General features: G+C 45.2%; 11 protein-coding genes. 5 read left to right on the forward strand and 6 right to left on the reverse strand.

Annotation, left to right across the window (positions count from 1 at the left end; genetic code table 11):
* Positions 1-66: 66 nt before the first annotated feature.
* Positions 67-1,953 (reverse strand): tRNA uridine-5-carboxymethylaminomethyl(34) synthesis enzyme MnmG, encoded by a 1,887-nt coding sequence (gene mnmG, locus HF888_RS00265; RefSeq protein WP_007019254.1) that lies wholly within the window; start codon positions 1,951-1,953, stop codon positions 67-69.
* 247 nt (positions 1,954-2,200) lie between these two features.
* On the opposite strand from mnmG, the gene HF888_RS00270 reads away from it, so the two are divergent.
* Positions 2,201-2,551 (forward strand): hypothetical protein, encoded by a 351-nt coding sequence (locus tag HF888_RS00270; protein WP_007019255.1) that lies wholly within the window; start codon positions 2,201-2,203, stop codon positions 2,549-2,551.
* Positions 2,552-2,641: 90 nt separating this feature from the next.
* Here HF888_RS00270 and mnmE read toward each other — a convergent pair whose 3' ends face one another.
* From mnmE to rpmH, 5 genes are all read right to left on the reverse strand, one after another.
* A complete protein-coding gene (gene mnmE, locus HF888_RS00275) occupies positions 2,642-4,009 on the reverse strand; it encodes a tRNA uridine-5-carboxymethylaminomethyl(34) synthesis GTPase MnmE (protein ID WP_007019256.1) in 1,368 nt (455 codons plus the stop codon).
* 102 nt (positions 4,010-4,111) lie between these two features.
* On the reverse strand, positions 4,112-5,833 hold the full coding sequence (gene yidC, locus HF888_RS00280) for a membrane protein insertase YidC (RefSeq protein ID WP_342354111.1): 1,722 nt from the start codon (positions 5,831-5,833) through the stop codon (positions 4,112-4,114).
* Positions 5,787-6,068 (reverse strand): membrane protein insertion efficiency factor YidD, encoded by a 282-nt coding sequence (gene yidD, locus HF888_RS16760; protein WP_083771953.1) that lies wholly within the window; start codon positions 6,066-6,068, stop codon positions 5,787-5,789. The genes yidC and yidD overlap by 47 nt, the downstream gene beginning before the upstream one ends.
* Positions 6,034-6,417: a ribonuclease P protein component gene (gene rnpA / locus HF888_RS00290; RefSeq protein ID WP_007019259.1), complete on the reverse strand. Its 384-nt coding sequence runs from the start codon at positions 6,415-6,417 to the stop codon at positions 6,034-6,036. Before rnpA ends, yidD begins: the two co-directional genes overlap by 35 nt.
* A gap of 3 nt (positions 6,418-6,420) precedes the next feature.
* Positions 6,421-6,555 (reverse strand): 50S ribosomal protein L34, encoded by a 135-nt coding sequence (gene rpmH / locus HF888_RS00295; RefSeq protein WP_007019260.1) that lies wholly within the window; start codon positions 6,553-6,555, stop codon positions 6,421-6,423.
* Positions 6,556-7,015: 460 nt separating this feature from the next.
* Between rpmH and dnaA the strand changes: the two genes are divergently transcribed.
* From dnaA to gyrB, 4 genes are all read left to right on the forward strand, one after another.
* Entirely contained in the window at positions 7,016-8,491 is a 1,476-nt protein-coding gene (gene dnaA, locus HF888_RS00300; RefSeq protein WP_168367083.1) for a chromosomal replication initiator protein DnaA, read from the forward strand.
* A gap of 13 nt (positions 8,492-8,504) precedes the next feature.
* Positions 8,505-9,608: a DNA polymerase III subunit beta gene (gene dnaN, locus HF888_RS00305; protein ID WP_007019272.1), complete on the forward strand. Its 1,104-nt coding sequence runs from the start codon at positions 8,505-8,507 to the stop codon at positions 9,606-9,608.
* Positions 9,609-9,751: 143 nt separating this feature from the next.
* Positions 9,752-10,825: a DNA replication/repair protein RecF gene (recF, locus tag HF888_RS00310; protein WP_007019273.1), complete on the forward strand. Its 1,074-nt coding sequence runs from the start codon at positions 9,752-9,754 to the stop codon at positions 10,823-10,825.
* Positions 10,826-10,849: 24 nt separating this feature from the next.
* On the forward strand, positions 10,850-13,276 hold the full coding sequence (gyrB, locus tag HF888_RS00315) for a DNA topoisomerase (ATP-hydrolyzing) subunit B (RefSeq protein ID WP_007019274.1): 2,427 nt from the start codon (positions 10,850-10,852) through the stop codon (positions 13,274-13,276).
* The last annotated feature ends 44 nt before the right edge of the window (positions 13,277-13,320 follow it).

Genomic DNA, 13,320 nt, shown 5'->3' on the forward strand with positions numbered 1-13,320 from the left:
ATTATCCACGATTCGACAAAATACTGTGAATTCTGTGAATAAAATAGACGCGTTAGAAAGGGTTAATTAAGCGCTTCTCTTTTGCACGCTATGGTGCTTCTTGAGATAGATCAGCAACTGACTAATCGCCGCAGGGGTAACACCTTGAATCCGGCTGGCCGTGCCCAGTGTTTCTGGTTGTATTTCACTGAGCTTCTGTACAATTTCGTTGCTCAGCCCACCAACCTTGGAAAAATCTAAATCCGCCGGTAGCAGTGTATCTTCGTAGCGACGCATTTGCTCAATTTCTTCCAATTGACGATTAATATAGCCTTCGTATTTGGCCATGATTTGCACTTGCTCGCTCACTTGCGGGTCCGCAACAGGTTCACCCTTCAGGTTAGCGATATCTGAGTAAGTGATCTCCGGACGCTTAAGTAAATCCATTAAACTGTATTCACGAGTGATTGGGGTTTTACTGAAACCATTTACCACATCGCCTTCTTCGGTATTGGGTAAAATCCAAGTGCTTTTTAGTCGCTGCTCTTCTTGTTCAATGGCTTCTTTCTTTTCACAAAACGCTGCCCAGCGCTCATCACCAACTAAACCCAATTCGCGACCTTTTTCTGTCAGACGTAAATCCGCATTGTCTTCACGCAAAATCAAACGATACTCGGCACGACTAGTGAACATACGATACGGCTCATTGGTACCCATGGTGATCAAATCATCCACAAGTACACCGATATAAGCTTCATCTCGACGGGGGTACCAAGCATCTTTTTCCATACTACGCAGCGCCGCATTGGTACCAGCCAATAAACCTTGAGCACCGGCTTCTTCATAACCCGTGGTACCGTTAATTTGGCCCGCGAAGAATAGACCTTGCATAAACTTGGTTTCCAAAGAGTGCTTTAAATCCTGTGGATTAAAGAAATCATACTCGATTGCGTAACCAGGGCGCGTAATGTGGGCGTTTTCAAACCCCTTCATGCTGTGGATCATTTCCACTTGCACATCAAACGGCAAGCTAGTGCTGATGCCATTTGGATAGAGTTCGTGGGTCGATAAACCTTCCGGCTCAACAAAAATTTGGTGGCTGTTTTTATCAGCGAAGCGCATGACTTTGTCTTCAATGGAAGGACAATAGCGCGGACCAATACCTTCGATCACACCGCTGTACATAGGGCTGCGATCTAAACCCGCACGAATAATGTCATGGGTTTGCTCATTGGTATGGGTAATAAAACAATCGATTTGCTGTGGATGTTCTTCACGATTCCCCATAAACGACATAATAGGTGTAACGTCATCACCAGGCTGGCGCTGCATCACAGAAAAGTCCACAGAGCGCGCGTCAATGCGAGCTGGGGTACCGGTTTTTAAACGACCCACATTAAATGGCAACTCGCGTAAACGTTTAGCAAGATTGTTGGAAGGGGGATCGCCAGCGCGACCACCTTGATAGTTATCCATACCAATGTGGATAACTCCGCCTAAGAAAGTACCTGTGGTTAACACGACGCTATCGGCATAAATCTTAATACCCGCTTGCGTCACCACACCTTTAACCGTATCGCCTTCAACGATCAGATCGTCACAGGCCTGCTGGAAAAACTCTAAGTTAGGTTGGTTTTCCACAATTTCGCGAATAGCAGCTTTGTATAAGGCTCGATCTGCTTGTGCTCGTGTCGCACGCACGGCAGGTCCTTTACGGCTATTTAGCGTGCGGAATTGGATACCACCGCGATCGGTAGCGCGCGCCATGGCACCATCAAACGCATCAATCTCTTTCACTAAATGAGATTTGCCAATACCACCAATGGCTGGGTTACACGACATGACACCAACGGTTTCGATGGAGTGGGTGAGAAGCAAGGTTTTACATCCCATACGCGCGGCCGCCAAACATGCCTCTGTACCAGCATGTCCACCACCCACAACAATGACGTCATAGCGCTTTGCGTAATCCACTTAACAACCTCGTTTAGTTATACACAGTAAACAGAGCAGTGTGTTTTTTAGTCTTCAACATCGGCTTCAAAGCCCCACAAATACTAGGGGCTGCTCAAATACTGTTCAAAATTCGATCAGGGCGGGCATTATATAGATCTGACTAAAAATGCGCTAGCGAAAATGATAAATAATCAATAGAGAAGCCCCAGTAAAATTAGGTATGCTTAAGGCTTGAATCAACAACCGTTTCGACTGTGTGGATAACATGAAATCACTGAACTTATCGCTCATTATTGCCGCCATATTACTTACAAGTGCGTGCTCGGGTTTACGCACCACAGACCAGACTTATATGGCTCATGCGGAAAACTTCAATTTTCTATTTTTGCAGATTCCCGGCGGGGATAGTCAAGAAAGGGCCATGGCGTTGGTACCAGAAAATGCGACGATCGATAGCTTCATCAGTACACCGGACGATACCACCAGCTTTTTAGGTATTCTGAACCGCATCATTGGCATTGATTACACCACCATTAACGGACGCATTCAGGTACCTGAAAGAGCGCCCAATGCAATCAGTGGAGAAAAGATACCCACAGGGCGATATAGCTTATAACCCCGCTAATAGACCTATTCTGACTAGGCTGTAGCGCATTAGCCACAACTTAGTCAGAAGTTATAAGCAAGTTATCCACATTTTTCTGTATTACTTACCAATACAGAAACTACCAAAGATTTTGCCCAGAAGATCATCACTGCTGAACTCACCAGTGATTTCATTCAATGCATTTTGCGCCATCCGCAAATCTTCCGCTAAAAGCTCTCCGGCTGCGGCTCCTAATAATTGATCTCGCCCGCTTTGCAAGAACGTATCTGCTTGATTCAACGCTTCAATGTGGCGACGACGGGCAATGAATCCGCCTTCACTGGTGGCGCTATAACCCATGATGGTTTTCAGGTGTTCGCGCAGTTCTGTTACGCCATCACCTTGCTTAGCCGCTAAGCGAACGATAGGGGAGTTCTGAGTCGCTTCATCCATGCCCGCTTTTTCATTAGTCAGGTCGACCTTGTTGCGAATCACAGTGATGCGTTCAGGATGCGGTAATTTATCCACAAATTCGGGCCATATGGATTTAGGGTCGGTTGCATCGGTTTCGGTGCTATCGACCATTAATAACACACGATCCGCTTGCTCTATTTCTTGCCAAGCGCGTTCGATACCAATGCGTTCCACTTCGTCAGGGGCATCACGCAGACCTGCAGTATCGATAATATGCAGCGGCATGCCATCAATGTGGATATGTTCTCGCAATACATCACGAGTGGTTCCTGCAATGTGGGTAACAATGGCGGTATCACGTCCAGCCAAAGCATTTAATAAGCTGGATTTACCCGCATTGGGGCGACCCGCAATCACCACAGTCATGCCCTCACGCAAAATGGAACCTTGATTGGCCTCTTGCTGTACCTGCTTGAGTGCATCCATGACTTGATGTAAATCCGCTTCGACTTTGCCATCACTTAAGAAATCGATTTCTTCTTCGGGGAAATCAATGGCCGCTTCTACGTAGATGCGTAAATTGATGAGCGCATCGACAAGTTCTTTGACTCTTTGACTGAAAGCACCTTGCAAGGATCGTACAGCGCAGCGCGCCGCTTGCTCTGAAGCGGAATCAATCAAATCGGCAATGGCTTCCGCTTGGGTTAAATCCATTTTATCGTTTAAAAAGGCGCGCTCAGAAAACTCACCTGGTCGAGCGGCACGAGCGCCCAAGGCTAAAACACGCTGCAATAAGAAATCTAAAATCACAGGGCCGCCATGGCCTTGTAGCTCTAAAACGTCTTCACCCGTAAAAGAATTTGGACCTTCGAAAAATAAGGCTAAGCCTTCATCCAATACTTCATCATTTTCATCTTTGAACGGGCAGTAGTGTGCAAAGCGCACTTTGGGTTCAAACCCTAAAATCTGCTGAGCGATGGCTTTGGCTTTTTTGCCCGATACACGAACAATTCCCACACCACCTCGTCCAGGTGGCGTTGCAATGGCAGCGATGGTATCGGTATTTAATTGCATGCTTTGCCTCGACAAAAATTAAACAGGCCAATAAAAAAACGGGAGATCAAACGCCATTATACATGAGCGCTTAATTCTCCCGTTATTCTCATCGAATGGAGGTTACGACTTATTCGCCGCTTCCGCTTCGATCTTACGAGTAATGTAGTATTGCTGTGCGATAGACAATAGGTTGTTCACTACCCAATAAAGTACAAGACCGGCAGGGAAGAACAAGAAGAACACCGTGAATACAACAGGCATTAGCTTCATGACTTTTGCTTGCATTGGATCTGGCGGTGTTGGGTTCAATTGCATCTGTACAAACATGGATGCGCCCATGATTAACGGCAGAATGAAATATGGATCTTTCAAAGACAAGTCTTCAATCCACAACATGAACGGTGCCTGACGCAGCTCCACGGATTCCATTAATACCCAATACAAGGCAATGAAGACTGGCATTTGCACTAAGATTGGTAAACAACCACCCAGTGGATTGATCTTCTCTTTCTTATAGAGATTCATCATTTCTTTACTGAGCTGCTCACGGTTGTCAGCGTATTGTTCTTTAATGGCAGTTAGCTTGGGAGCTACGCGACGCATATTTGCCATAGAACGATAGCTCGCTGCTGAAAGCGGGAAAAACGCTAACTTTACTAGGATGGTTAGCATGATAATGGCCCAACCCCAGTTACCGGCAATGTCATGCATTAGCTGTAGCAACCAGAATAACGGTTGCGCAACCCACCATAGCCAACCATAGTCGATGGTCAGATCTAAATGCTCAGCAATTTCAGCTAAACGATCTTGGTCTTTAGGCCCCAAATATAATTGAGTCGAAGTACCGCCTTGGGTGCCTGGCTCAACTTGAAGAGCACTATCATAATAACCAACTAAGTAATGACCAGACGCTTTACGGGTATTATAAACATGGGCTTCATCTTTAGACGGTACCCAAGCACCAAGGAAATAGTGCTGTAAAAACGCGATCCACCCACCTTCGATTTTTTCTTTAAATGGATCTTCTTCTATATCGTCAAAATCCATTTTGAAATAGCGCTCAGAAGGACGCGTTACCGCAGCACCCAAAAACGACGCCATGCCCATAGATTCCATACTTGACGGATCAACACTGCGATCGCGCTTAAACTGAGCATAAAAGTTTGCTTGCCAAGGTTCTTGGCTTTGGTTGTCGATGCGGAAACCTACATCGATTAAGTATTCGCCACGGTTTATGGTGAATACTTTTTCGATTTTCACGTTATTTTGTGTGGTCGCTAACACGACTTGAATCTGATCCTGACCATCAGCTAAGTTGTACTCGGTTTTCTCGACGCTGTATTGAGCGCGGCCTTTCTTATCTATGCCATTTTTGCCCACAAGACCGCTCTGTGCGATGTAAGTGCGGATATTGCTTTGCTCAAGTAAAACAAACGGTACATCTTGCTGATCTACTGACAATGGATATTGTTTTAACGCCGCGTAAACGATGTCACCACCAACAGGATCAATACGGATATCTAAAACGTCGGTTTCCACTTTAATCCACTCTGTGGTGGCTTGAGTTTGTGTTTGCGGTGCATCCATGTTGTCTTGCACAACAGGCGCATCTGAATCCGCATCACTGGTATCGGTAGGGATATCGACTTCTTGTACTGGAGACGTCAATCTCGTAATAGGTTCGGCGACTTGAGTAGGACGTTTACCATAATCCTCATTCCACTGTAGCACCAGCATGTATGAAATTACCGCTATGCCGATCAGAATGATTGCTCTTCTTGCATCCATTGTGAATTTAGCTCTTCTTAATATCGTGATTGTCAGGAACAGGGTCGTATCCATGGGTGCCCCAAGGATGACAACGTCCAATTCGTTTAATACTCAGCCACAGACCGGTTATTGGACCATGTTTTTGCAAAGCTTCGAGGGCGTATTCTGAACAAGTTGGGATGTGTCGGCAACGATTAGGTAGCATAGGGGAGATTGCAATACGATAAAAACGTATTGGTAGCGATAGAACATTCACCGCAAAAGACGGTTTTTTATCGACTTTTTTTGGATCTGGGACGGTGACCATGAGATGTCCTTAACCGCGTCCACAGCTGATCTACCATGTGTCGTAGCTGATCTTTATCAAGATCTTTTGCCCCTGCCCGGGATAGCACAACACAATCAAAGTTTTCGAGTTCAGTTTGGTGATGTCGAAAACTCTCACGCACAATGCGTTTGATTTGGTTGCGATCCACTGCACGCTTGGCATGCTTTTTCGCAACGATAAGCCCGAGTCGAGCAAATCCTAAATCATTACGTCGAGCAAGGATTAGGATTTGCTTAGTTTGGGCCTTGGCGTCAGCGCCATCGAATACCCGACGATAGTCCCCAGCCGTCAGAAGCCTTACTTGGCGTGGGAATACCGTGTTGGTCATAAGTTAAGCAGAAAGTTGCTTACGACCTTTCGCACGACGACGATTTAGAACCTGACGTCCGTTTTTAGTTGCCATACGAGCACGGAAACCGTGGGTGCGTTTGCGCTTTAATACGCTAGGTTGGAAAGTACGTTTCATAAACCGGCTCTCACTATTGAGTTCAATAAAAAATAAGGCAGCGGATTGTATTGAAAACAGCCAATATATTCAATCAGAAAAGCGAATTTATTGTTATTTAATTCGAAGCGCTTTTTTATGAAAACATTCTTAAGAAATATATAAATAATGTTTTATGTATGAATATGTATGTTTATGATTAGTTATTAATACTTAGTAGCACTTTTTCTGTTGATAACTGACGCAAACCCTTTAAAATCAATGCTATACAGAAATGACAACTTATGAATAAAGACGGTAGAAGCTGCTAAAAAGCACCGTATAACTTGAGGACAGAATCTTGGGTTATGCACATGCCCGTTAGATTCTTGATTTATTCACAAAAGCGTCCCGCTTATACACAAAGAAAATCCACAGCTTAGTCACCAAGTTATCTGTGGATAACTCAATATATGTTGTTACAATATTTAACCGTTTAAGAATGGAGTTACCTGCCGTGCTGGCATTGTGGGAAGAATGTGTTCGCTGCTTGCAAGATGAGCTGCCACCACAGCAATTCAATACATGGATTCGACCGCTAACCGTAGATGAAACAGATAGTGGTTTAGTCATCACTGCGCCTAACCGTTTTGTTAAAGATTGGGTCAAAGATAAATTTTTAAATCGTATCCAATCTTTGTTAGAAGAGCTCAATGGTGGTCAGGTTTTACCATTTCAATTAGATATACATGCGAAGGGCAGTCAACCGAGTTTTGTGGCGCCGTCTGCGCAACCGGTCAAGCCTGATGAGTCAGTTAAAGCCGCCTCCTCCTCTGTAAAAGCCACTCCTTCTGCTATTAAAAGGAGTAGCGATACTGACATCGCTGTGGCCTCTAGTTCCAAGGTGGTGAAAAAAGAAACCGAGCGAAAAGTTCAGGTGGAAGGCAGTATTCAACATCAAAGCAGTCTTAATAAACGCTTTACGTTTGATACTTTTGTTGAAGGTAAGTCTAACCAGTTGGCTCATGCGGCGGCGCAGCAAGTATCGCAAAATGCGGGCGGGTCTTATAACCCGCTCTTTATATATGGTGGTGTTGGTTTAGGTAAGACCCACTTAATGCATGCTGTGGGTAACCACATTCAAGCGCAGAATCCGAATGCCAAAGTTGTATATTTGCATAGTGAGCGCTTTGTTGCAGATATGGTTAAGGCGTTGCAATTAAACGCGATTAACGAATTTAAGCGTTATTACCGCAGTGTGGATGCATTATTAATCGATGATATCCAGTTCTTTGCTCGTAAAGAACGTAGCCAAGAAGAATTTTTCCATACCTTTAATGCCTTATTAGAGGGTGGTCAACAAATGATATTGACCTGTGATCGCTACCCGAAAGAGATAGATGGTCTCGAGGACCGACTGAAAAGTCGTTTTGGTTGGGGTTTAACGGTTGCGGTTGAGCCTCCGGAATTAGAAACCCGTGTTGCCATTCTAATGAAAAAGGCTGAACAAGAGGGTATCGATCTGCCTCATGAAGCGGCTTTCTTTGTTGCTCAGAAAATTCGTAGTAACGTAAGGGAGTTGGAAGGGGCGCTGAAGCGCGTGATTGCAAACTCAGCATTTACCGGATCTAAAATTACACTTCCTTTTATTAAAGAAAGTTTAAAAGATTTGTTGGCTTTGCAGGATAAGCAGGTCAGTATTGATAATATCCAACGCATCGTTGCGGAATACTACAAAATAAAAGTATCGGATTTATTATCCAAGCGTCGCTCGCGCTCAGTAGCGAGACCACGACAAGTGGCCATGGCGCTAAGTAAAGAATTAACCAATCACAGTTTGCCTGAAATAGGCGATGCGTTTGGCGGGCGAGACCATACCACGGTCTTGCATGGTTGCCGTAAAATCAAAGAATTACGGGAAAACAGCGCCGATATTGGTGAAGATTATAAAAACCTATTGCGGTCATTGACCAGTTAAGAGCGGATAAGGCATGAAACTAACGATTACTAGGGAAGCCCTACTTAAGCCACTACAATTGGTTGCCGGCGTTGTCGAGCGTCGTCAAACTCTTCCTGTCCTGTCGAATGTGCTATTAGAGGTTAAAGGCGATCAATTGTCTTTGACAGGTACAGACCTTGAGCTTGAGCTGATTGGTTCCGCAACATTATTAGAGCCAGGTGTAGATGGTGCTATTACCGTACCGGCGAAGAAATTGATGGATATTTGTAAGTCTTTGCCTGATCAAAGCACCATTGAGATCAGTCAAGATGATCATAAAGTACAGCTTCAGACGGGGCGCAGTAAGTTTGTATTGTCCAGCCTACCTGCCAATGAATTTCCCAATATTGACGATATTGAAGCGCAGGCACAAGTGATGGTACCGCAAACCCAGTTACGTCGAATTATTGATCGTACAGCGTTTGCTATGGCACAGCAGGATGTTCGCTACTACTTGAACGGTATGTTGATAGAAGTGAAGCCTGATGAGCTACGTGCAGTGGCTACAGACGGTCACCGTCTTGCTACCTGCGGAGTACCGGTGGAATTGGACATAGCCGATCGCATGCAAGTGATCGTGCCACGCAAAGCGGTATTAGAGCTTGCCAAGTTGCTGATGGATCCTGAATCCAGCGTCGAGCTTTCGCTAAGCAACAATCATGTGCGGGCTAAAGTGGGCGATTACACATTTACCTCTAAACTCGTCGATGGCAAGTTCCCAGACTACGAGCGAGTCATTCCACGTAATGGCAATAAGACTCTGATTGCCGATCGCCAGGCTTTACGCCAAGTGTTCCAGCGTACAGCTATCTTATCCAATGAAAAGTACCGTGGAGTGCGTCTACTACTTGAAAACGATAACCTACAGGTAGTCGCTAATAACCCTGAGCAAGAGCAAGCAGAGGAAAGCATTGGTGTTGAGTTCCAGGGTGAGATGTTGGAAATTGGCTTTAATGTGAGTTATCTACAAGACGTACTAAGCGTATTGGATGGCGATGATATGAAAATGACCCTAGCTGATGCGAATTCCAGTGCGGTAATGGAAGAGGTTGAGGGTGGTGACTCACTTTACGTTGTAATGCCAATGCGACTTTAATCGCTTGTATTCATTGCTCGTTTTAAGAGGGCTGATGTCTTTCCTTTATGTTTATAATCGGAACGACTCAGTCCTTTTGTATTTTAGTCCATCCATGATGATTCTTTATTTCTTCTTTGATCGGAAACCTTGCATAAGCACTTATGGCTATTGAACTTCTTATGTTGCAAGGTGTGAGAAACCTGTCTCCTACCAATGTCTCGCCATCTCCCTTGGTTAATTTAATATATGGTGAGAATGGCAGTGGCAAAACCAGCTTCTTAGAGGCTATCTATTATCTCGCTTACTGTAAGAGTTTCCGGACTCATAAGCAGAAGAACTTGATACAACATGGTCAGAATACCATGACGGGCTTTTGCCAATTACCCCACAAACAGCTGGGGGTCGAGCGTAATCAAGAAGGGCAGAGACGCATCAAGCTCAATGGTGTGTGCTTAAACTCAGCTGCTGAGCTCGCCAGCGTTTTGCCTATCCAGTTATTGGACCCTACTATGTTTCGTTTGCTTGAAGGGTCTCCACAATTACGTCGTGAATACATTGATTGGGGAGTGTTCCACGTGGAACCTCAATTTTTCGGCATCTGGAAACAGTTCAAACGAGCGCATCAAACACGAAATGCGTTATTGCGTGCCGGAGGTGCGAGCGAATCTGAGCGCAAAATATGGCATAGCAGTCTTTCAGATTTGGCTAATCAGATAACCTCCATGAGGATCGCATATTTAGAGAGATTAAAGCCCTTATTTGATCACTATATGGCTCGCTTAAACGATGGCTTGGGCGTCACCATGTCGTTTTATCAAGGTTGGAAGAAAGATCAGGACTATTACGAATTATTAGAATCCAGCTGGAAAAGCGACATTGAAAGCGGATACACAAAGTCTGGTCCCCAGCGCGCAGACTTGCGGATAAAGGCGGAAAACGTCCCTGCAATGGATGTTTTATCTCGTGGACAGCAGAAAATGGTTGTATGTGCGCTTAAGTTGGCTCAGGCTGACCTGTACAAACAAGTCTCTGGATCCCCCTGTATCTTCCTTGTTGATGATTTAGCAGCAGAATTGGATATTAACCATAGAAAAGCTTTATGTAGGCTGCTAGAAGAATTAAAATGTCAGGTCTTTGTTACCGCTGTTGAATCTACCCAAATCCAAGGGTGCTGGTCTCCATCCAGTCAGCTAAAAACGTTCCACGTGGAACATGGAACAATAAATCAAGAATAATCTGTTCTGCCAGGAGTTGCCTAAATGAGCACTGAAAACAACTATGATTCGTCCAGTATTAAGGTCTTAAAAGGCCTAGATGCTGTTCGTAAACGTCCAGGCATGTACATCGGTGATACCGATGACGGAACTGGTCTGCACCATATGGTGTTTGAGGTGGTGGATAACTCCATAGATGAAGCGTTGGCAGGGCATTGTTCAGAAATCCGAGTTGTGATTCACCCAGATGAATCCATCAGTGTGAGTGATAATGGTCGAGGCATTCCTACTGATATCCACCCAGAAGAAGGTGTATCTGCAGCGGAAGTGATCATGACCGTACTGCACGCTGGCGGTAAGTTTGATGATAACAGCTATAAAGTATCCGGTGGTTTGCATGGCGTGGGTGTTTCTGTTGTAAACGCGCTGTCTAATAAGCTAAAAATGACCATTCGCCGTGCCGGGAAAGTATGGGAACAAAGCTATACCATGGGCGTGCCTGATGCGCCTCTGGCAGAAGTAGGGAATACTGAAACCAGTGGTACGACAATCCACTTTCACCCAAGTCCTGAAACCTTTACCAATATCCACTTCAATTATGATCATCTAGCAAAGCGCTTGCGCGAATTGAGCTTCTTGAACTCTGGTGTGCGAATCGTCTTGAAAGATGAGCGTAGTGATCGTGAAGAGGTATTCGAGTTTGAAGGTGGCTTGAAAAGCTTTGTTGAATATTTAAATACGAATAAAACAGCTCTTAATGATATTTTCCATTTTCAATTGGAAGGCGATAACCGCGAAGACGGCATCGGCGTAGAAGTGGCGATGCAGTGGAATGACAGCTTTAGTGAGAACATCTACTGCTTTACTAATAATATTCCACAGCGCGATGGCGGTACCCACTTAGCGGGCTTCCGTGGTGCTTTAACACGCTCTTTGAACTCCTATATCGAGCGTGAAGGTCTGGCAAAGAAAGCCAAGGTCAGCACAACAGGCGATGATGCCCGTGAAGGCTTAACGGCGATTATTTCAGTAAAAGTCCCAGACCCTAAATTTAGTTCTCAGACAAAAGATAAATTGGTCTCGTCTGAAGTGAAATCAGCGGTAGAGCAAGAAATGTCTCGTAGCTTCAATGATTTTTTGCTTGAACAGCCTCAACAAGCAAAAGAAATCGTTAGCAAAATGATGGATGCGGCCCGTGCCCGTGAAGCGGCACGAAAAGCCCGGGAGATGACTCGTCGTAAAGGCGCGTTGGATGTGGCTGGTCTGCCCGGTAAGTTGGCCGACTGCCAAGAGAAAGATCCATCACAATCGGAAATCTACCTAGTGGAGGGTGACTCGGCCGGCGGTTCCGCCAAGCAGGGCCGAGATCGTCGTACACAAGCTATATTGCCGCTAAAAGGTAAAATTCTAAACGTAGAAAAAGCACGCTTCGATAAAATGCTATCGAGTGCCGAAGTAGGCACCTTGATTACTGCATTGGGTTGCGGTATCGGTCGAGAAGAGTTTGATCCCGATAAGCTACGTTATCACAGCATTATTATCATGACGGATGCGGACGTGGATGGTTCTCACATCCGCACCTTGTTATTGACGTTCTTCTTCCGTCAAATGCCGGAAATCATTGAGCGCGGCCATGTTTTCATTGCCCAGCCGCCGCTATATAAGATTAAGCGCGGTAAAAACGAGCAGTACATCAAAGATGATATGGCGCTGGAAGAGTACCTGACGTCTAACGCTTTGGATGGTGCAGCCCTTTATGTGAACCCACAGGCTCCGGCGATTAGCGGAGATCGTTTGGAAGACATTGTGAATAACTTCCGTCAAGTGATGCACGATATCGATCGCTTATCTCGCGTTTACCCGCAAGAAGTATTAAAAGCCATGATTTACATTTCTACTTTGACGCAGGACGATTTGAAAGATCGCAGCAAAGTAGAAGCTTGGTGTGAAGAGCTGCAATCACGCTTTGGTAACCCTCGTGGTAACGATACTCATGTGGTATTGGAGATTAAAGAAGATAGCGAACGCCACATCTATCTGCCGGATGTGAAAGTGATTAATCACAGTATCCCGAAAGACTACATCCTAACTCATGACTTCTTCGATTCTCCGGTTTATAAAGCAATCAGTGCCTTTGGTGAGCGTATTCATGGCATGTTGGATGACGGTGCTTATGTACAGCGAGGTGAGCGTAAGCAACCTGCTGATAGTTTTGAAGGGGCATTGGCTTGGTTAATGGGCGAAGCTCGTAAAGGCTACAGTATACAGCGCTATAAAGGTTTGGGAGAGATGAACCCTGAGCAATTATGGGAAACTACAATGGACCCAGAAGCGCGTCGCATGCTTCGAGTGACCATCGAAGATGCAGTGGCTGCAGATCAGATCTTTACCACGCTTATGGGTGATGAAGTTGAGCCTCGCCGTGACTTTATCGAAAGCAATGCGCTGCTAGTCGACAACCTAGATTACTAAGCTGCAAGTTCTTCTTGGGTTTAGTTTCCAAGAATTAAAAAACC

The sequence above is a fragment of the Bermanella marisrubri genome (assembly GCF_012295615.1).
Taxonomy (GTDB): Bacteria; Pseudomonadota; Gammaproteobacteria; order Pseudomonadales; family Oceanobacteraceae; genus Bermanella; species Bermanella marisrubri.